This is a genomic window from Ruegeria sp. ABM4_193 (assembly GCF_056158705.1).
On sequence record NZ_JBSWTT010000001.1, the window covers coordinates 19,335 to 38,680 of the forward strand.

The window sequence follows — 19,346 nt, forward strand, 5'->3', positions numbered from 1 at the left end:
TAGCGCACGTAGCACATGTGCGTTATAACGTACAAGAGGATTCGCGAGGCACAGAAATGGATGCTGATGACATTACCTTAAGGCTGCGAGATGTGCGGTCGGCTTCGGGTCTGAGCCTGTCAAAAGCGGCTGAGCTGACCGGCGTCAGCAAAGCCATGCTGGGTCAGATCGAGCGCGGTGAATCCAGCCCGACAATCGCCACGCTGTGGAAGATCGCCAAAGGCTTTCAGGTGCCGCTGAGTGCGTTGATCGATACGGCCAAGGGCGATCCGTCGGTTTTTCAGACCGTCACCTTTCCCGGCAGTATCGAAGTCAAGATCGTCTTCCCTTTCGATCCTGCGCTGAGGGCCGAGACGTTTCACGTCAGTCTGACCCCGAACCAAAGTCACGAGTCACCGGCGCACGCAACGGGCGTCACGGAAGAAGTTTTTGTTCTTGAAGGGTCCCTCGGCATATTGCGCGACGGGACTTGGGTTCCCTTGCAAGCAGGGCAGGGCTTGCGATTTGCCGCTGATCTGCCGCATGGCTATCGCGCGGGTCCGCAGGGGGCAATTTTTCTAAACATGCACCATTACGCGCAACACACCGAGTATTCACAGACGACCAAGACAGGGTCATGACCGCATTTTTCGACAGCCTCACCATCGTTGACGCCATCGGCTCGTTCGGAGCCCTTATTGTGGTTGCAGCCTATTTCGCGACGCAAATGCGGATGATGAACTCTGACGATCTGGCCTTTCCGGTCGTCAACCTGCTGGGGTCGGTGCTGATCGTCTATTCCCTGCTTGAGAATTTCAATCTGGCCTCGATGCTGATCGAAGGGTTTTGGATCTTGATCAGTATCATCGGCATCATTCAGCACTTCCGTCTGCGCCGGGCGCGATAAATCAAGCGGGTATCAGGCGCTAGCGCTATCCAGACTTGAACCTAAAAGACGCGGGGTATAGGGAAAATCCAAGCTCGCTTAGGGGAGGCTTTGATGCAGGACGATCCAAAAACCCTCGTTTCGACTGAATGGTTGGCCGCGCATATGAAAGACCCGGATCTGCGGATTCTGGATGGGTCTTGGTATCTGCCCGCGCAGAACCGCGACGCCAAAGCCGAATACGATGCCGGCCACATCCCCGGAGCGCGGTTCTTCGATATTGACGAAATCTCGGATCACCGATCAGAGCTGCCGCATATGGCTCCTCCGGTCGAGAAATTCATGTCGCGCCTGCGGGCGATGGGCGTGGGCGATGGTCATCAGGTTGTCGTCTATGACGGCGCTGGGCTGATGTCAGCGGCACGTGTCTGGTGGTTGTTCCGTCTGATGGGTCAGGACAACATCGCGGTTCTGGATGGTGGTTTGCCCAAGTGGCAAGCCGAGGGCCGCGAGATCGAGGATCTGCCGCCGGTCATCCGCGATCGTCACATGACTGTTCGAGTACAAAACCAACTTGTCCGGGACGTCACGCAGGTTTCCGCTGCAGCCAAACTGGCCGATCATGAGATCATCGATGCCCGCTCTGCCGGTCGGTTTACCGGCGCGGAAGCCGAGCCGCGCGAAGGATTGCGTTCGGGCCATATCCCCGGGTCCCGCAATGTCCCGTTCGGCCAGTTGCTCAATACACATGGCACAATGAAGTCGCCCGAAGACTGCCGAGCGATTTTTGAGGCCGCTGGCGTCGATCTGTCCAAACCTGCGATTACCTCATGCGGGTCGGGCGTCACGGCTGCGATTCTGAGCCTTGCACTTGAACGTATGGGCAAGAAAGACCACTCGCTTTATGACGGCTCCTGGGCTGAATGGGGTGCCTTCCCAACCCTGCCCGTCGCAACCGGAGAGAACTGATGTTCGAGAACCTCAAGCCGCAGCCTGCCGACAAGATTCTGGCCTTGATGCAGATGTACCGCGAAGACCCGCGTGATCAGAAGATTGATCTGGGTGTTGGCGTCTACAAGAATGCCGAGGGCGTGACCCCGGTAATGCGCGCGGTGAAAGCTGCTGAGCAGCGCATTTTGGAAGAACAGGAAACCAAAGCCTATACCGGCCTTGCGGGTGATCCGGCCTATGCCGATGTGATGATCGGGCTGATTCTGGGCACCTCGGTTCCGCGTGCCAACATTGCCGCTGTGGCGACGCCCGGCGGCACGGGTGCCTGCCGTCAGGCGTTCGAGATGATCCGTATGGCGAACCCGTCGGCGCGCGTGTTCGTGTCGAACCCGACCTGGCCAAACCACCTGTCGATCCTGAACTATCTGGGGATGGAGACCGTTCAATACCGGTATTTCGATGGCGAAACCCGTGGCGTTGATTTCGACGGGATGATGGCCGACCTGAAAACCGCCAAAGCAGGTGACGTGGTTCTGTTGCATGGCTGCTGCCATAACCCAACCGGTGCCAACCTGAACATGGTGCAATGGCAAGAAGTTGTGAACCTGATCAACGAACTTGGCCTCGTGGCGATGATCGACATTGCCTATCAAGGCTTTGGTGACGGGCTGGAAGAAGACGCACAAGCGGCGCGTTTGGTTGCTTCTTCGGTCAAACAATGCCTGATTGCTGCGTCTTGCTCGAAGAACTTCGGTGTCTACCGTGAACGCACTGGTTTGCTGATGGCCATCAGTGCCGATGCAGGTCAAACCGCCCTGAATCAGGGGACGCTGGCGTTTCTGAACCGTCAGAACTATTCCTTCCCGCCGGATCATGGCGCACGGGTGGTGACGACGATCCTGATGGATGACGCGTTGCGGGCTGACTGGGCCACCGAGTTGGAAGAGATCCGTTTGTCCATGCTGGGTCTGCGCCAGCAATTGGCAGACGAACTGCAACGCCTGAGCGGGTCCGACCGTTTCGGTTTCATCGCCCAGCACCGCGGCATGTTCTCACGCTTGGGAGCGGCACCGGAATTGGTCGAAAAACTGCGCGCTGATCACGGTATCTACATGGTAGGCGACAGCCGGCTGAACATCGCAGGCCTGAATGCAACGACGGTGCCGATTCTGGCGAAGGCGATTATCGACGTCGGCGTTTGATCTCAATAACATTCTAAAAAAAAGAAAACCCGGGCGCGAAAGCCCGGGTTTTTTGTTCATTTAATAAGGTCTTAGCCCTTCGAGAACTCAGGATAGGCTTCCATACCCAGTTCCGCCATGTCCAGACCATTGATCTCGTCTTCTTCGCTGACGCGAATGCCAACGGTTGCTTTCAGGATCGACCACAAGATCAGAGCGGCGACGAAGGTGAAGACACCATAAGCCACGATACCGGTCAACTGGGTGATCAGGCTGGCGTCGCCGTAGAAGATGACGGCGATGGTGCCCCAGATGCCTGCGAACAGGTGAACCGGGATGGCGCCGACCACGTCGTCGATCTTGAACTTGTCCAGCATCGGAACCGCGAAGACCACGATGATACCGCCCACAGCACCGATCCAAAGCGCGCCGAACAGGGTCGGGGCCAGAGGTTCAGCGGTGATCGACACCAGACCGGCCAGCGCGCCGTTCAGCACCATGGTCAGGTCAGGCTTTTTGTACAGGACCTGCGTCATGATCAGGGCTGCGACAGCACCGGATGCGGCGGCCATGTTGGTGTTGGCAAAGATGCGCGACACGTCGGTTACGTCACCCACGGTGCCCATCGCCAGCTGCGAGCCGCCGTTGAAACCGAACCAACCCAGCCACAGGATGAAGGTACCTAAGGTCGCCAGCGCCAGATTTGAACCGGGCATCGGGTGAACTTTGCCGTCCTTGTACTTGCCGATACGTGGCCCAAGGATCAGACAGCCAGCCAGAGCGGCCCAGCCACCGACCGAGTGTACAACGGTCGAACCGGCGAAGTCGGAAAAGCCCATGGCATCCAGCCAGCCGCCGCCCCATTTCCACGACCCCGAGATCGGGTACAGGATACCGGTCAGCACGACGACGAAGATCAGGAAGGGCCACAGCTTGATACGTTCAGCCACGGCACCCGACACGATCGACGCGGTTGCCGCCACAAAGACCAACTGGAAGAAGAAGTCCGAGCCGATCGAGGCGTAGTCCAGAGCTGCCTGAGCAGGGTCAACGCCAACCGGATCAAGCACGGTTGGGCCGCCAATGGCAAAGAAACCATTGAAGTCGCCCGGATACATCGTGTTGAAGCCAACCAGCCAGTACATGATCGCGGCAATGGAGAACAGCGCGATGTTCTTGATCATCTGCATGGCGACGTTCTTGGACCGCACCAGACCGCCTTCCAGCATGGCAAAGCCTGCAGCCATGAAGAAAACCAGAAAGCCCGCCATAAGGAACAGCAGGGTGGTAAAGATATACTGGGTGTGCAGCGCAGCCTCGCCTTCAGCGGCTTCTTGCGCCAGACCCATCTGCGGCAGCACGACAAGCGCAGCGGCAGGGATGAGAGATTTCATCAGGTTCATTTTACTTCCTCGAATGAGTGTGGAGTGGCCGCGCTTACAGCGCTTCCTCGTTGGTTTCCCCGGTTCGCACGCGCAGGGCCTGCTCGACATCGAGGACGAAAATCTTGCCGTCACCGATTTTGCCGGTTTTGGCGGTGTTGGTGATGGTCTCGACGATCTGGTCGGCCATTGTGGCCGGTACCACGATCTCGAGCTTGATCTTGGGGACAAAGTTCACGGCGTATTCGGCCCCACGGTAGATTTCGGTGTGACCGGACTGCGAGCCGAAGCCCTTGATTTCGGTCACCATCATGCCGCGCACGCCAGCTTGGGTCAGTGCCTCGCGCACCTCCTCCAGCTTGAACGGCTTGATTGTCGCAATGATCAGTTTCACGTCTTTCCCCTCTGATTGTCCGGCGGGACCGGTTTGTTTGCACCTGCAGAAAAAAAGCGTGAGAGAGTGGTGTAAGAAACGGTGACGGCTCGTAATTGCGCAGCAAAATGGCGCAATGTTGCACAATTTTTGCACAAAACATGCAAGATGACTAAAAAACAGGCAAATTAATGAGGGGAAATTCCGGAAATTCGGACCTCTACATAGACGGGTCACCGGGGTATGGTGGCGCAAAAGAACAACGGGCAGAGTTTGAGCATGACTGAGTCCAAGCGCCAGAAGCCGCGATTGGTTGCGGACAAAAGATACCCGTCAAAGGGTCGTAAACCGTCGGCGCCCAAGCGCCCGGCGGGTAAGAAATCGACTGCGCGCAAGACCACCACCCGAAAAACCACGCGAAAGACCAAACGCAAAAGATCGGGTGGAAACGGCGGTGGAATCTTCCGTCGTCTGTTCCGCTGGATCTGGAGGCTGATCTGGGGTCTGACCTGGCGCGTGGGGGCTATTGTCGCCGCCCTGATCGCATTGGCGGTCGGCATCGTGTATACAACTCTGCCCGACGTGGATGCCTTGTTGGACGGGCGCGCGCGCGGGTCGGTGACCTTGCTGGATCGTGATGGCAAGGTTTTTGCATGGCGCGGGGATCAGTTTGGCGGGGTTATAACGGCGGATACGGTGTCGCCCCATCTGAAGAACGCGGTGATCGCGACCGAGGACAAGCGATTTTATCGCCATTTCGGTGTCAGCCCGCGCGGCGTTGCTAGTGCCGTGCGCATCAACCTGAGCGAAGGACGCGGGCCTTTGTCAGGCCATGGCGGGTCAACCATCACCCAACAGACAGCCAAACTGCTGTGTCTGGGAGAGCCCTATGATCCGTCTGAATGGGAATCTGAAGCCGCTTACGAAGCCGATTGCCGCCAGGGCTCGCTTTGGCGCAAGGCCAAGGAAGCCGTTTATGCCATGGCGATGGAGGTCAAGTACTCAAAGGACGAGGTTCTGACGATCTACCTGAACCGGGCCTTCTTGGGGGCAGGCGCACGCGGGTTCGAAGCGGCCAGCCAGCGATACTTTGGAAAGTCTGCGGCAGAAGTTTCCCCTGCTGAGGCTGCGATGCTGGCCGGTCTGCTGGTGGCACCCACGCGGTATGCACCAACGAATAACCTGCAACGTTCTCAGGACCGGGCACGGCTTGTGATTGGTCTGATGGAGGACCAGGGCTATTTGACCGCAGCACAAGCCAGCGAAGCACGCACCAGACCGGCCGAGCTTTCAGAAGCTGCCGCTGCGCGCGCGGGCGGCTATTTCGCGGATTGGGTCATGGCAAGCGGGCCCGAGTTCTTTACGCGCAACACCACCGAGGATGTGGTAATCCGTACCACTCTGGATCAGCGTATCCAAACCTCCGCTGAAGAAGCGCTGAAGTTCATCTTTCAGGAAAAAGTGCGCGAAGGGTCCGAGGCGCAGGCTGCGATTGTCGTGATGTCGGCAGATGGTGCAGTGCGCGGCATGGTTGGTGGACGCAAGACGCGGGTTTCAGGTGCTTTTAACCGGGCGACGCAGGCGCTGCGCCAAACGGGATCGTCTTTCAAGCCGTTCGTCTATGCCACCGCGCTGGAACTTGGGTATTCGCCTTTGGATACCGTGATGGATGAACCTTATTGCGTGAACATTCCCGGTTCAGGTCAATGGTGCCCCAAGAACTACACCAACAAGTTCTATGGGCAGGTGACGTTGGCAGATGCGTTGATGAACTCTTTGAACATTCCGGCTGTGAAAGTGGCCGAGATTTCGGGTTTGGATAACGTCCGCACCGTCGCCAGCGGCTTTGGTATTGCCAGTGATTTGGCGCAGGGTCCGGCCTTGGCGCTGGGCGCGTCGGAAAGCACGCTGATCGAGATGACCGGAGCGTATGCCGGTATTCTGAACGGTGGGTCGGCAGTAGAGCCTTATGGCCTGACCGAACTGAAGCTCTTGGGTGATGACACGCCTGTCATGGTCACAACGACCGGTATTGGTGAGCGGGTCATCAACGACACAGCCGCCAAACAGCTGACCTGGATGATGGAGCGTGTGGTGTCCGAAGGTACCGGTGGGCGTGCCAAATTGCCGGGCTGGCAGGTTGCGGGCAAAACAGGCACGACCCAAGCCGCGCGGGATGCGTGGTTCATCGGCTTTACGGCTGACTATGTGACCGGCGTTTGGATGGGGTATGACGACAACACGCCATTGTCTGGCGTAACCGGGGGCGGGCTGCCTGCTGAAATCTGGAAAGAGACTATGCTGCGTGTCACCGAAGGGATGACGCCCACACCTTTGCCGATGATCGCACCGGAACCACCAGTTCAGGTTGCACAACCACAGCCCCGGCGCAGGGGAGGCGGCTTTGCTGAGGACATCAATAACCTGCTGAGAAACATATTCGGCGGCAACTAACAAAAAAGGCGGTGCACCGGGCACCGCCTTTTGTCGTTCATTTCTTGCGTGGTTTAGACGCTGGCATCCAAAGCTGCCAGGATCGCGTCACCCATTTCGGTGGTAGACACCGGTGTGACGCCTTCATCCGCCAGCAGGTCGCCGGTACGGACACCATCAGCCAGAACTTTCTCGATCGCGGCTTCAAGGCGGTCTGCCTCTTCACCCTGATCAAAGCTGTACCGCAGCGCCATGGCAAAGCTGAGGATACAGGCAATCGGGTTGGCCTTGCCTTCACCCGCAATATCCGGGGCCGAGCCGTGTACCGGTTCGTACATCGCCTTGGGGCGACCATTGGCCATCGGAGCGCCCAGCGAGGCTGAAGGCAGCATGCCCAGAGAGCCCGTCAGCATCGCGGCGCAGTCGGACAGGATGTCACCAAACAGGTTGTCGGTCAGGATCACGTCGAACTGCTTGGGTGCGCGCACCAGCTGCATGGCGCCGTTGTCGGCGTACATATGGCTCAGCTCAACCTCGGGGTAGTCGGCAGCGACACGATTTACGACTTCACGCCACAGGATGCCGGATTCCATGACGTTGGCTTTTTCCATCGAGCACAGCTTTTTGTTCCGGCGCATGGCCAGTTCAAAGGCCGAGCGTGCGGCGCGTTCAATCTCGGATTCGGTGTAACGCTGGGTGTTGATGCCGACGCGTTCATTGCCTTCTTCGAAGATGCCGCGCGGCTCGCCGAAATAGACGCCCGAGGTCAGTTCGCGCACGATCATGATATCCAGACCGGCAACGATATCCTTCTTCAGCGACGAGAAATCGGCCAGCGCGTCAAAGCACTGGGCCGGGCGCAGGTTGGAATACAGGTCCATCTCTTTGCGCAAGCGCAGCAACCCGCGCTCGGGCTTGAGGCTGAAATCCAGATCGTCGTATTTCGGGCCACCAACAGCACCCAGCAGAACCGCATCCACCTCTTGTGCTTTGGCCATCGTCTCATCAGACAGCGGCTTGCCGTGGGCGTCATAGGCGGCACCGCCGACCAGATCCTCGCTCACGTCAAATTGAAGACCGCGATTGGTGCCGAACCAATCGATGATTCTGCGCACTTCGGCCATAACTTCCGGGCCAATTCCGTCTCCGGGCAGGATGAGGAGCGAGGGGTTGGACATGAAGGGTCTCCTTGCGTTTTGTTGCACAGGCCCTAGCGTCTGCGGTGCATCGGGTCAATGAGACGAACCCGTCAAAACACGAGGAAAACACATGCTGACACCTGGAAATCCGGTTCCTGCGCTGAAAATCGAAACCGTGGCGCAGGGCAGCTTCGATCTTGAGGCAGACAAGGGCGAAAACGGGACGCTGGTGATTCAATATCGCGGGCTGCATTGCCCGATTTGCGTCAAGCAGATGACCGAGGTCGAGGCGTCGCTGGACGACTTTGCGGCGCTGGGCGTCGAGGTCATCATGATCACCACCGATACCGCCGAACGTGCCGCCGAAACAGCCGAGAAAGCCGGGGCAAAACGACTGCGCGTGGGTCACAGCCTGCCATTGGCTGCCGCGCGCGAGGATTGGGGTCTGAACATCTCGACCAAGCGCGAGGGCAGCGCCGAGCCGGACCTTTTCGCAGAGCCCGGTCATTTCTATATCGCACCCGATCAGACGCTCTATTACGCGTGGCAGCAAACCACACCGTTTGGGCGCCCTTCCATGGCGGATATTGCGGGTGGTCTGAAGTTCACGCTGGGCAACAACTACCCTGCGCGCGGAACCTATACAGGGCCGCTTTGACCCTCAAAGACTGGCTTTGAGTCCTTCGGCCAAAAGGTCCCAGACCCTGCGAATACGCGGGGTCTGGCGCATGGCTTGCGGCGCGGCCAGCCACACTGGCATTTTCTTGATGTCGACCCCAATATCCAGAATTTCGACCAGCGGATCGGCCTCGGCCACCTGAATCTGACTGAATCCCAGTCCGCAGCCTGCTCGGATCAATTCCCAATACACGGTCTGGTGGTCGCATCGGGTGGCAAAGGCATCGCGCCCAACGTTCCAACCCCTTTCCTGCATCGAAGCAATTATGCGGTCATCCGTATCAAACCCCACCAGATCATGCTGGAACACTTCTTCTGGTGAGGTCGGGCGACCTGCGCGATCCAAATAGCTTTTGGCGGCGCAAAAACATAACGAGATCTCGCCCAAATGCCGGGTCAGAATGTCCATCTGCTCGGGACGGTACATGCGCACGGCAATATCGGCTTCTCGGAACAGCAGGTTTTCGGTGGCATCGGTGGCAACCAGTTCCAACTGAATCGCAGGTTCCTGTTGTCGGATATGTGCCAAAATCGGCGGTAGGATGTGGTTCGACGCAAAGACCGACGCGGTAATGCGCACCGTTCCGTCCAACTGCTGCGACTGACCCGCTGCCGTCATGCTGAAGGCGTTCATGGCCGTGTGCATCTGTTGCGCCATGGGCAGTAATTGATGGCCCACATCGCTCAGCTTCAGCCCTCTTGCGTGTCGTTCGAAAAGAGAAACCTCCAGCTCGGCTTCCAGGGTTTGAATCTGTCGTCCCAATGTGGGTTGGCTGCGGTCCAGCTGTCGGGCTGCGGCAGAAAGGGATCCGGTTTCGGCCACCGCCAGAAAGCTTTGAATCAGGGACCAGTCGGCATGTGTGAGGGCTTTGTCCATTCAAAAATGAATACATGATCTGCAATTTGGGGCAATTCCCTATTGCTTTCCCATGGGTAATCTCTGCCCCAACAGGAGGGAACCATGCCGCAATCCGTACTTATTCTGGGGGCCACCGGCCGATTTGGTCGCAATGCCGCGCTGGCATTTCGCGATGCCGGGTGGACTGTATTCAGCTTTAACCGCACGCGCGATACGTTGGAACAGGCTGCGCGCGGAGTGGACGTTATCGTCAATGGCTGGAATCCACCCTACCCCGATTGGGCAGGTCTTGTACTGGGCCTGCACCAACAGGTGATTAAGGTAGCGGAGGAGACCGGGGCAACCGTTTTGGTGCCGGGAAACGTCTATATCTTTGGACCTGAAGCACCGGGTCCTTGGTATGGTGGAACTCCGCATAAGGCGCGCAACCCTTTGGGTCGTGTCAGAATAGAGATGGAGGAAGCCTATCGCCGCTCGACCGCGCGGACCATTATCCTGCGTGCCGGGGATTTCATTGACACATGTGCCTCGGGCAACTGGTTTGATCAGGTCATGATAAAACATCTTGCCAAAGGACGGCTGGTCTACCCCGGCAACCCTGACATCCCGCATGCATGGGCCTATCTACCGGATCTGGCCCATGCCGCCGTGCTCTTGGCCGAAAAGCGTCATGAGTTGCCCCGGTTTTGCGATGTCCCATTCGAAGGTTACACCATGACCGGATCACAGATTGCACGCGCGCTGTCACGGGTCACAGGACGGTCAATTGCTGTGAAGCCAATGCAGTGGTGGCCCTTGCATTTGGCCCGACCATTTTGGCGTATGGCCCCGCACCTGCTAGAGATGCGGTATCTTTGGCAGGTGCCTCATCAGTTGGACGGCACGCACCTTACCGAGTTGCTGGGCGCGGTGCCGCAGACTGATTTGGATGTTGCCCTGTGTTCTGCGATTCCAACGCAGCTTGTAGCCCCACCGCCCGCGACCCAGTCCGTCGGCGGCGGTCTGTTGAAACCTGCCAACAACTGACCTTCACCCCGTTTACCTCGTCTTGTTTGTCGGCAAAAACCCTGAGAGCTGAGGTTCACGAGGCGTGTTGACCCACAGCTCACGGTTCGGGTGCATACCGCCGCCGCGCACGGCGGGCACGGCAGATGACCGCATCCGGTGCAAAAGGCGGGTATCCGCTGTGCCACAATTTGGATGTACGCCGCCGTTTCCAGCCACCTCGGCTTCCCAACGCGCCTTGCGTTCAGCAACTACATTCGGGTCGTTCAAAACCGGCGCGTTCAGCTCGTTCACATTCAGATCGGCAATGATCTCGTCGCCGTCTTCGACCAGAGCAATCGGGCCACCCAACGCTGCCTCCGGCCCGACATGCCCAATGACCAGCCCGACCGATCCGCCCGAAAAACGCGCGTCGGTCATCAGAGCCACCGTGATCCCCCGTTCGCGGCACAGGGTCGTGATCCGTGCCGTTGCGTCCAACATCTCGGGCATGCCTGGCGCGCCTGACGGCCCTTCGTATCGAACAATGATCATATCATTGTCTTCAAAGCCCATTGGGTTGGTGTCGAGCATCTCAAGCAGGCGGGCTTCGCCCTCGAACACCCTCGCTTTACCTCGGAACACGTTGTCCTCAAGTCCGCGCTCGACACCTGCAAGCTTCAAAATGGCGCTGAATTCCGGAGACAGATTACCGCCCAGAAGGCGCAGGCCGCCCGTTTCTTTAAAGGGCGCTGACACAGGATAGATCACCGTGCCGTCCGGTGCTGCAGCGCCCAGACGTTCGACCTGTTCCGCCAGAGTTTCGCCAGTGCACGTCGGCGCGTCGCCATTGACCATGCCAGCGTCGATCAGTTCCTTTACGATCACCTGCACACCGCCGACCCTGTCGATGTCCACCATCGAATAGCGGCCGTAGGGTCGTGCGTCTGTCAGGACCGGAACAATTTTCTGCGACCATTCATTGAATTCTTCTGGCGTGACAATGTCTTTCCAGAAATTCGCGTAACCTGCGGCGCGGGCAATTTCGGGCGCGTGCAGCACCACGTTGGTCGAGCCGCCGATCGCCATCGCAACAGTCAACGCGTTGCGCAGTGAGTCGCGCCCGACGATGTCGCGGGGTCGCGTGCCGTTTTCAATCAACTTGGCAAGGTAGCCTACCAACTGGGACGGAAACTCTTCCATGCGGCGCGGGTCGTCCGAAGGCGGTGCCACCATATGCAATGGCTGCATGCCCACAACGCCAATAAAGGTTTGCATCGTATTGTAGGTGAAAATCCCGCCGCACGATCCGATGCCGGGGCAGGCAAGGCAAGCGATGCGTTTGCGGTATGCGGCGTCCTCGCTCCCGGCGACTTGATAGGCGGCGATGATGTCCAGCATTTCGCCGGTTTCCGGGTCTTTCGATGGGTGAATGGACCCATCGGACATCATGATCGCGGGTTGGTTGTGTTCGAGTAAAGCAGCCAACGTACCAACCGGTGGCTTGTCACATGCCACCACAGCAATTGTGCCCCCCAAGCCGGAGGCTGAGAGATGTTCGGAAAACACGTCGTTGGTCACTTCGCGCCCGATGAGTGAATAGCGCATTTCGCGCGTTCCATTACGGATGCCATCGGATGTCGCGATAGAGTATTCGGGCTGAACCAGACGCATGGCGATCTTGCCTGCGTCTTTGCCGATCTGGTCCCGCAGAGCGGCGTGTATTGCTTCGACTTTGGGCTGCACACCAAGATAGCACTGGCTGTCGCCTTTTGTGCCCACAACCCCAACAGAGGGCGCATGGATCAAATCCTCGTCCGTGCCAAGCTCGCGCGCAATGCCATAAGCCTGAGAGTTGCGTCCAGGATGGTCGTCGATCAGTACAGGATTCTTAGCCACGAGGTTCCTCCAATATCTACTTCTAAGCGGAACCTGTTTTTATCGGCTCCGCCAGTCAGTGTGCGCAGGCAGGTATGAAAGTTCCTAAGCAGTGAAACGCATACGAGTGGTTCCGTCAATGAAACTCAAATTGGCGTCGTTTGCTTAAAATATCTCGGGCCGTGCCTTACGGCAGTGTGACGTCGACCCAGACCAACCGGTGCCTGCTTGCTTGATCCGCGTACTCCCGCAGCGGTGCATCTTCCTTGGGCCATAGAACGCCTGAATCCAAGACACGCAGGTCGCGGGACGGCAAAATATAATCAACGCGCATTTCACCCGTGGCTTTCCAGTCGACCGTTGCGGTTGACCCTGTTGGATCTGTTGGCAATGGGTCCTGTACAACGGGATTTTCCAAAAGGGCGTGAATGGCCTGTTTGTGGCCCTCGCCGCGCGACGGGTCCAGATTGGCATCCCCGGCGATGACGAAGGGATCATTGGGAACCGGTCCCAAATCGCCGTTCAGCAGGACGGACCAGAACCGAATCTCATCCCGATTACGCAATCCGTTGCGATCTTCTGGCCCATCGAAAACCGGTGGGGCCGCGTGAAAGGTCATCAGGTTGAGACGCCCCAAGGGGGTATCAATGGGCACCACCCAATGCGCGGTGGAAGACAGGCGTTGCGTTTTGTGCGCTGTTTCAGACGGGAAGGGGTGGTCATCCACAAAGGGTAAAACCGCGCCCGGAAGATCTTGCCAAAGCAGTTCAGAGAAATCCAAAACTTCGTCGGTTACGATTTCATAACGGGATAGAATCGCCAGCCCGCCCTGTCCGGTGAATTGGCCCCAACCCTGCGCGTCACCGGGGCCTTGTGTGCGACCGTCTCCGTCCAGATCCAGCGCTGTTTCCAGGCCAGCGTTGGGCTGCGCAGCGTAGAAGTAGCCATAATCCACACCAGCATTGCGCAGTTTCTGGGACAAGGCTTGGATCGCGGCCCCTTCCAGATCCCAGTCGATACCTTGAAGGGCGATAATGTCAGGTCGTGCAGCTGAAATTACACTGACAACCGCAAGAACCTGCGGGTCATCTCTGCCAATGTCCCGCAGCAAAAGCGCGGGGCCTTTTCGGCTAAGCTCGGTATTGTAGGTGGCGATGCGCACGACCTCTGCCTGCGCCGAGAACGGCAACAGAAACAGGACAAGTGCGCGGATCATGCGGCTTGTGTAGTCTCGCTGGTTGAATAAGCACGACGCTTTTCAACGATAAGTCCTGCGATACGCAGGGTTGCGACACCGCGCATGATCATGCTGGCGGGCAGGAAAGCCCAAGCGCTCATCGTCCAGATCAGTGTCTGGGGATTGTTCAGAGAAATAGGGGCGATCACGCTGCTCATCAGTTTGATGACGGCCGGAATGAGGAAGGGCAGCAGAATGCCGATACAGATGTTCAGGCGGCCATCGCGTTGCAGTCGGGTAACGACATCTCCGCCTTTGGTGGGGTCAAACAGCGGAAGGTTCGTCCACACGTTGAAGGCCCCATTTCCGGTCGGCCAACCACGAACTTTGACCGCATATGCAAAGCTGGCGATGGTCACCAGAGCCGCGACATAGGCTACGCCGGCTGTAACCCGGACCAGTTCGATCAGCGACTGGCTGGCATCCGCTGGCAGCATCAGCACGATCAGGCGCACCGGAGAATAGGGGAAGTCCACCACATTGGCGACCGCAAGACCGACGCCATAAGCGAATGCTGTCAATTCGGTTGGATCAAAAATGTTTTTGCAGATCAGCGTCAGGAACGTGACCATCGACATCAGGCCAACAAACCGAAGTCGGTTTACCGGCGGCGCATCGCGGAATTCGATAAAGCTGGGAAACGCCGAGTTATACTCGGCGAACGTCAGTATGAACGCGAGGATCGCGAGGAAGACCAGAATCTCGGTCCCATTCGTCGATGATACAGGCAGGTACAACGCGGGAGTCAGCACCATCAGTGCCACAAGTACTCCGCGTATCGCCGCCCCTGTTGTGCGTGCAATCACATTCCGAACCCTTTTTCAAACCAGACCAGCCGATCTTTGCCGACTTGAACCCAACTTGTGCCCGTCTCCTCTCGTCTTTGCGACGGATGCCTCGTTAGCGCCAAGATGGACGATAAGCGGCATTTCGCTCAAGACAGGGTGCAGAAAACACGTGATTTCGGGCAAAAAGATGGCGCAACTGGTGCGGGATTGCATCAATTTGGACGCAAATCCGACGTGTATCTCAAAATGAGACCAAGATGTTGTGGTTGCTCGAAAATCAACCCCAAGAATGAGAACGGGGCCGCCTGAGAGACCCCGTTAGGTTGAGTATCCACAAATTCGTCCCCAGAATCAGACCCAGGGGCGGGCTTGACTGGCGTGATCTTCGAATTTGTCGATGTGGTGGTCTTTTTCCATTGTCAGGCCGATATCGTCCAGACCGTTCAGCAAGCAGTGCTTGCGGTGCGGGTCGATGTCGAATTCGATGACCACTCCGTCCGAAGTGGTGATCTGCTGATCTTCCAGATGAACGGTCATGCGGGCGTTTTCACCCTTGTGCGCGTCTTCCATCAGAATCGCGTGGTGCTCTTCCTCGACCACGATGGGCAGGATGCCGTTCTTGAAGCAGTTGTTAAAGAAGATGTCGGCAAAACTGGTCGAGATTACAACCTTGATGCCGAAATCCTTGATCGCCCAAGGTGCGTGTTCGCGGGAAGAGCCGCAGCCGAAATTGTCGCCTGCGACCAGAATCTCGGTCTGGCGATAGGCGGGTTTGTTCAGAACGAACTCTTCGTTCTCGCCGCCATGATCGTGATAACGCATCTCGTCAAACAGAACGACGCCCAGGCCGGACCGTTTGATGGTTTTCAAGTGCACTTTGGGGATGATCATATCCGTGTCGATATTGATCAACGGCATTGGGGCGGCCACCCCGTGGACTTTTTCAAACTTTTCCATGTTCACACTCCTGCGAGAGAGGGCCGCGCCCGTGTCCCGCGTTTAAGCTTCTTTTGTTTCGTCTTTGGGTGCGTTCTTGACGAAGAACGCCATGAAGACCAATCCGAACCCGTTGAACAGCATCTCGATGCCCAGGAAGATGCCCAAGATGCTCAGCAGCACCTGAGGTTCGCTTCCTACATAGGTCCAGATGATACCGGCCAGGATGATCGACAAGATGCCCGAGATCATCGTGGGCCAGAAAAACTGTGTTCCTTTCATCTGGAACGACAGAATGACCCGCGCGATGCCGCCTGCCATGAACAGAATCAGCATCACAGTCGCCAGCGTCAGCGTGCCCTGTAGCGGGTGATCCAGAAAGGACCAGCCCAGAAACAGCATGACCGCACCCATGATGAGCGACAGGATCTTGTTGCCGGTGCCTTCAACGGTGAAACCGCCGACAACCTGCAAGGCGCCCGAGATCAGAAGCAACGCTCCGGTCACGACCGTAACGGCCACAGACGCTACAATTGGCGCGCCCAGCACAAAGATACCGAACGCTATGGACAGAAGCCCCAGCAGGAGCCATTTGATCCAGTCACTCATGTTTTCAATCCCTCAAATATCTAGATATGAGGGCAGCTTACATCAGTTCTCTGACGTCTGTAAGACGTCCTGTGATTGCTGCGGCGGCTGCCATGGCTGGGCTCAGTAGGTGAGTACGCCCACCCCGACCCTGACGGCCTTCGAAGTTGCGGTTCGAAGTCGCGGCACAGCGCTCGCCCGGTTGCAACTGGTCGGGGTTCATCGCCAGACACATCGAGCATCCTGCCAGACGCCATTCGAACCCGGCCTCTTTGAAGATTTCGGCCAGACCTTCTTCTTCGGCCTGTGCGCGAACCAGACCCGAACCGGGCACGACCATGGCGCGCATCCCGTCCTTGATCTTTTTACCTTTCAGAATCTCGGCCGCGGCGCGCAGGTCTTCGATGCGGCCATTGGTGCAGGACCCGATGAACACGGTGTCGATTTCCACATCGCTGAGCTTCTGACCAGCTTCGAGCCCCATGTATTCGATCGAACGGCGGGCCGCATCGACCTTGCCGCCTTCGAAGTCTTCGGGGTGAGGCACAGAGGCGGTGATCGGCAGAACATCCTCAGGGCTGGTGCCCCAAGTCACGACCGGCGCTATGTCTTCGCCGCGCAATGTGATGACCTTGTCGAAATGCGCGCCCTCATCGGTATAGAGCGTTTTCCACCAGTCCATCGCAGCTTCCCACTGAGCGCCTTTGGGGGCGTGCGGACGGCCTTTGACGTATTCGAACGTGGTCTTATCCGGCGCGATCAGGCCAGCGCGGGCTCCGCCTTCGATGGCCATGTTGCAGACCGTCATACGGCCTTCCATCGACAGATCACGGATCGCTTCACCGCAATATTCGATGACATAGCCAGTACCACCTGCGGTTCCGGTCTCACCGATCACGGCCAGAGTGATGTCCTTGGCGGTCACACCCGGCTGCAGTTTGCCGGTGATTTCCACCTTCATGTTCTTGGATTTTTTCTGGATCAGGGTCTGCGTGGCCAGAACATGTTCAACCTCGGACGTGCCGATACCGTGGGCCAGTGCGCCAAACGCGCCGTGAGTCGCGGTATGGCTGTCGCCGCACACAACGGTCATGCCAGGCAGGGTCCAGCCTTGCTCGGGGCCGACAATGTGCACGATACCCTGACGGACGTCATTCACCGGATAATAGTGAATGCCGAAATCCTTGGCGTTCTTGTCCAGAGCTTCGACCTGAATGCGCAATTCCGGGTTTTCGATCCCGTTCACGCGGTCCGGTGTGGTCGGAACGTTGTGGTCCGGCACGGCAATGGTCTTTTCCGGTGCGCGTACCTTGCGGCCTGCCATGCGCAGCCCTTCAAAGGCTTGCGGGCTGGTCACTTCGTGCACCAGATGGCGGTCGATATAAAGCAGGCAGGTGCCATCATCGGCTTCGTGCGCGACATGAGCATCCCAGATCTTGTCGTAGAGTGTTTTGGGGGACATCGGTCCACTCCCGTATTTTAATGAGAATTGGCTGGCGAATTGGCTCAGGCTGCGGTTAGGCGCGCCAGAACCGTGCGGGCGGCCCCAAAGAACCGTTCACGCAGGCGCGTGCGGTCTTGCAGTTTCGGAGCTGGGGCCAAGTTGAGTCTCATGCGATCCAGATATATCGGGCTTGGCTGTCAATCAAGGTTCAATCCGGTGTCAGACTTGCATCGCCCGGCGTTGCTGTCCAAGCTGTGAATATGAACCAGGACCTGATCCCCAGCTCGCTGTCGGACCTCTACAACAACATGGTCGGGGCCTTTTCAATTCAGTTTGAAAGACTAATCGAGCTTGTCGTTACACCCGGGTGGCGGCAGTATCAGCTGATCATCATCCTGTTTCTGTGGTTGCTGGCGTTCCTGTTGAAGGTCCTGACGCAATCCAGATGGGAAGCTTGGGCACGCGCGCGCAGCGGATGGCCAAAGTGGCGCTTGCGAGTGCTGGTGCAGCTCATGCAGCGACTGACACTGGTGTATTTCGTTCTTTTCTCTTGGTCGCTGTATCTGATCATGCAGCACGTTACCTGGCCGTCGCGCAGCTATTTCATCGGTGTGCTGGCGACGCTGGCAACGGCTTGGCTGGCGATTGCGCTTGTTGCAAGGCTTGTCCGCAACCGCACGCTGCGGCGGATCTTCAAATGGGCCATGTGGGTCTATGCAACGTTAATTGCATTGAACCTGACCGACGACGTTTCAGGCTTTCTGGACGGTGTAGCGATTTCCATCGGGGATCTGCACATTTCGGCGCTGGGCATTCTCAAGGCGATCCTGCTGATAGGTATCCTGTTGACACTGGCCCGCGTTGGCACGCGCGCGGCTGAACGTGGATTGCAGAGCAACGATGACATCACCCCCTCAATGCAGGTGCTTTTGGCAAAGGGCATTCAGGTTTTGCTCTATGGGGCGGTGTTTTTGGCAGCTATCCGAACGCTCGGATTTGATCTGACCGGGATTGCATTGCTGTCGGGCGCAATCGGTGTTGGCATCGGGTTCGGCTTGCAGAAAGTCGTGTCAAACCTGATCTCGGGAATCATCATTCTGATGGACCGCTCGATCAAGCCCGGCGACGTGATTTCGCTGGGCGATACCTTCGGTTGGATCAATGCGCTGGGCGCGCGCTATGTCTCGGTCGTCACGCGGGACGGGCGCGAATACCTGATCCCGAACGAGGACCTGATTACCAATCAAGTGGTGAACTGGTCTCATTCCGACAAATTCGTGCGGCTGGATCTGGATTTTGGCACCAGCTATGACGACGACCCCCATCATGTGCGTGCGACAGCGATCAAAGCGGTCAAAGCGGTGACCCGGGTCCTCAGCGGAGGCTCGCACGAGCCGGTCTGTCACATCACCGGGTTCGGCGATAGCAGCGTGGACTACGTTCTAAGGTTCTGGATCAGCGACCCGACCAAGGGCCTGACCAATATCCGCGGCAATGTCTATCTTGCGCTATGGGACGCATTTAAGGATGAAGGCATCTCGATCCCCTTCCCGCAGCGCGAAGTTCGGTTGCTGCCGAACGGCGCAGAGCAGCAACAGATCGCCAAAGAGTGAGCGAACGTGCGGGCACC

General features: G+C 57.8%; 18 protein-coding genes. 8 read left to right on the top strand and 10 right to left on the bottom strand.

Going from position 1 to position 19,346, the window contains the following annotated elements; genetic code table 11:
- Nucleotides 1-56: 56 nt before the first annotated feature.
- The 4 genes from ACXADZ_RS00065 to ACXADZ_RS00080 all read left to right on the top strand — a co-directional run bounded on the left by ACXADZ_RS00065 (nt 57) and on the right by ACXADZ_RS00080 (nt 3,018).
- On the top strand, nt 57-620 hold the full coding sequence (locus ACXADZ_RS00065; RefSeq protein WP_475191621.1) for a helix-turn-helix domain-containing protein: 564 nt from the start codon (nt 57-59) through the stop codon (nt 618-620).
- A complete protein-coding gene (locus tag ACXADZ_RS00070; protein ID WP_171096622.1) occupies nt 617-886 on the top strand; it encodes a CBU_0592 family membrane protein in 270 nt (89 codons plus the stop codon). The genes ACXADZ_RS00065 and ACXADZ_RS00070 overlap by 4 nt, the downstream gene beginning before the upstream one ends.
- 93 nt (nt 887-979) lie before the next feature.
- On the top strand, nt 980-1,834 hold the full coding sequence (gene sseA / locus ACXADZ_RS00075) for a 3-mercaptopyruvate sulfurtransferase (RefSeq protein WP_475191624.1): 855 nt from the start codon (nt 980-982) through the stop codon (nt 1,832-1,834).
- Nucleotides 1,834-3,018 carry an amino acid aminotransferase gene (locus ACXADZ_RS00080; protein ID WP_171096618.1) on the top strand — a complete coding sequence of 395 codons (1,185 nt, stop codon included), beginning with the start codon at nt 1,834-1,836 and terminating at the stop codon, nt 3,016-3,018. The genes sseA and ACXADZ_RS00080 overlap by 1 nt, the downstream gene beginning before the upstream one ends.
- 71 nt (nt 3,019-3,089) lie before the next feature.
- Here the strand turns inward: ACXADZ_RS00080 and ACXADZ_RS00085 are convergent, their stop codons facing one another.
- Entirely contained in the window at nt 3,090-4,400 is a 1,311-nt protein-coding gene (locus ACXADZ_RS00085; RefSeq protein WP_475191625.1) for an ammonium transporter, read from the bottom strand.
- Nucleotides 4,401-4,434: 34 nt separating this feature from the next.
- On the bottom strand, nt 4,435-4,773 hold the full coding sequence (locus ACXADZ_RS00090; RefSeq protein WP_170537262.1) for a P-II family nitrogen regulator: 339 nt from the start codon (nt 4,771-4,773) through the stop codon (nt 4,435-4,437).
- Nucleotides 4,774-5,031: 258 nt separating this feature from the next.
- Between ACXADZ_RS00090 and ACXADZ_RS00095 the strand changes: the two genes are divergently transcribed.
- The gene (locus ACXADZ_RS00095) at nt 5,032-7,206 is read left to right on the top strand and encodes a transglycosylase domain-containing protein (protein ID WP_475191632.1); all 2,175 of its coding nucleotides are present in this window, start codon (nt 5,032-5,034) and stop codon (nt 7,204-7,206) included.
- Between the two features lie 53 nt (nt 7,207-7,259).
- Here ACXADZ_RS00095 and leuB read toward each other — a convergent pair whose 3' ends face one another.
- A complete protein-coding gene (leuB, locus tag ACXADZ_RS00100) occupies nt 7,260-8,363 on the bottom strand; it encodes a 3-isopropylmalate dehydrogenase (protein ID WP_171671547.1) in 1,104 nt (367 codons plus the stop codon).
- 91 nt (nt 8,364-8,454) lie between these two features.
- Between leuB and ACXADZ_RS00105 the strand changes: the two genes are divergently transcribed.
- Complete coding sequence (locus ACXADZ_RS00105; RefSeq protein ID WP_475191635.1) at nt 8,455-8,982, top strand: redoxin domain-containing protein; 528 nt, start codon at nt 8,455-8,457, stop codon at nt 8,980-8,982.
- A gap of 3 nt (nt 8,983-8,985) precedes the next feature.
- On the opposite strand, the gene ACXADZ_RS00110 is transcribed toward ACXADZ_RS00105, so the two are convergent.
- A complete protein-coding gene (locus ACXADZ_RS00110) occupies nt 8,986-9,879 on the bottom strand; it encodes a LysR family transcriptional regulator (protein WP_475191636.1) in 894 nt (297 codons plus the stop codon).
- A gap of 84 nt (nt 9,880-9,963) precedes the next feature.
- On the opposite strand from ACXADZ_RS00110, the gene ACXADZ_RS00115 reads away from it, so the two are divergent.
- Nucleotides 9,964-10,887, top strand: a complete 924-nt coding sequence (locus tag ACXADZ_RS00115) for a Rossmann-fold NAD(P)-binding domain-containing protein (protein ID WP_475191639.1) — start codon at nt 9,964-9,966, stop codon at nt 10,885-10,887.
- A 12-nt stretch (nt 10,888-10,899) separates the two neighbouring features.
- Here the strand turns inward: ACXADZ_RS00115 and ACXADZ_RS00120 are convergent, their stop codons facing one another.
- The 6 genes from ACXADZ_RS00120 to leuC all read right to left on the bottom strand — a co-directional run bounded on the left by ACXADZ_RS00120 (nt 10,900) and on the right by leuC (nt 17,734).
- Entirely contained in the window at nt 10,900-12,744 is a 1,845-nt protein-coding gene (locus tag ACXADZ_RS00120) for a dihydroxy-acid dehydratase domain-containing protein (RefSeq protein ID WP_475191643.1), read from the bottom strand.
- A 166-nt stretch (nt 12,745-12,910) separates the two neighbouring features.
- Entirely contained in the window at nt 12,911-13,939 is a 1,029-nt protein-coding gene (locus tag ACXADZ_RS00125) for an endonuclease/exonuclease/phosphatase family protein (RefSeq protein WP_475191645.1), read from the bottom strand.
- Nucleotides 13,936-14,766, bottom strand: a complete 831-nt coding sequence (locus tag ACXADZ_RS00130; RefSeq protein ID WP_171096603.1) for a hypothetical protein — start codon at nt 14,764-14,766, stop codon at nt 13,936-13,938. The genes ACXADZ_RS00125 and ACXADZ_RS00130 overlap by 4 nt, the downstream gene beginning before the upstream one ends.
- Nucleotides 14,767-15,099: 333 nt before the next feature.
- Entirely contained in the window at nt 15,100-15,705 is a 606-nt protein-coding gene (leuD, locus tag ACXADZ_RS00135) for a 3-isopropylmalate dehydratase small subunit (protein WP_171096601.1), read from the bottom strand.
- A gap of 42 nt (nt 15,706-15,747) precedes the next feature.
- The gene (locus ACXADZ_RS00140) at nt 15,748-16,293 is read right to left on the bottom strand and encodes an HdeD family acid-resistance protein (RefSeq protein ID WP_171096599.1); all 546 of its coding nucleotides are present in this window, start codon (nt 16,291-16,293) and stop codon (nt 15,748-15,750) included.
- A 37-nt stretch (nt 16,294-16,330) separates the two neighbouring features.
- Nucleotides 16,331-17,734 carry a 3-isopropylmalate dehydratase large subunit gene (leuC, locus tag ACXADZ_RS00145; protein ID WP_475191651.1) on the bottom strand — a complete coding sequence of 468 codons (1,404 nt, stop codon included), beginning with the start codon at nt 17,732-17,734 and terminating at the stop codon, nt 16,331-16,333.
- Between the two features lie 242 nt (nt 17,735-17,976).
- Between leuC and ACXADZ_RS00150 the strand changes: the two genes are divergently transcribed.
- A complete protein-coding gene (locus ACXADZ_RS00150; RefSeq protein ID WP_475191654.1) occupies nt 17,977-19,329 on the top strand; it encodes a mechanosensitive ion channel family protein in 1,353 nt (450 codons plus the stop codon).
- Nucleotides 19,330-19,346 lie beyond the last annotated feature (17 nt).

Bases quoted from the DNA above. Each gene is read 5' to 3' on its own strand.
- ACXADZ_RS00150 (WP_475191654.1), top strand. From the start codon at position 17,977: ATGAACCAGGACCTGATCCCCAGCTCGCTGTCGGACCTCTACAACAAC.
- ACXADZ_RS00070 (WP_171096622.1), top strand. From the start codon at position 617: ATGACCGCATTTTTCGACAGCCTCACCATCGTTGACGCCATCGGCTCG.
- ACXADZ_RS00115 (WP_475191639.1), top strand. From the start codon at position 9,964: ATGCCGCAATCCGTACTTATTCTGGGGGCCACCGGCCGATTTGGTCGC.
- ACXADZ_RS00140 (WP_171096599.1), bottom strand. From the start codon at position 16,293: ATGAGTGACTGGATCAAATGGCTCCTGCTGGGGCTTCTGTCCATAGCG.
- ACXADZ_RS00065 (WP_475191621.1), top strand. From the start codon at position 57: ATGGATGCTGATGACATTACCTTAAGGCTGCGAGATGTGCGGTCGGCT.
- ACXADZ_RS00095 (WP_475191632.1), top strand. From the start codon at position 5,032: ATGACTGAGTCCAAGCGCCAGAAGCCGCGATTGGTTGCGGACAAAAGA.
- leuD (WP_171096601.1), bottom strand. From the start codon at position 15,705: ATGGAAAAGTTTGAAAAAGTCCACGGGGTGGCCGCCCCAATGCCGTTG.
- ACXADZ_RS00105 (WP_475191635.1), top strand. From the start codon at position 8,455: ATGCTGACACCTGGAAATCCGGTTCCTGCGCTGAAAATCGAAACCGTG.
- ACXADZ_RS00125 (WP_475191645.1), bottom strand. From the start codon at position 13,939: ATGATCCGCGCACTTGTCCTGTTTCTGTTGCCGTTCTCGGCGCAGGCA.
- ACXADZ_RS00110 (WP_475191636.1), bottom strand. From the start codon at position 9,879: ATGGACAAAGCCCTCACACATGCCGACTGGTCCCTGATTCAAAGCTTT.
- leuB (WP_171671547.1), bottom strand. From the start codon at position 8,363: ATGTCCAACCCCTCGCTCCTCATCCTGCCCGGAGACGGAATTGGCCCG.
- sseA (WP_475191624.1), top strand. From the start codon at position 980: ATGCAGGACGATCCAAAAACCCTCGTTTCGACTGAATGGTTGGCCGCG.
- leuC (WP_475191651.1), bottom strand. From the start codon at position 17,734: ATGTCCCCCAAAACACTCTACGACAAGATCTGGGATGCTCATGTCGCG.
- ACXADZ_RS00080 (WP_171096618.1), top strand. From the start codon at position 1,834: ATGTTCGAGAACCTCAAGCCGCAGCCTGCCGACAAGATTCTGGCCTTG.
- ACXADZ_RS00085 (WP_475191625.1), bottom strand. From the start codon at position 4,400: ATGAACCTGATGAAATCTCTCATCCCTGCCGCTGCGCTTGTCGTGCTG.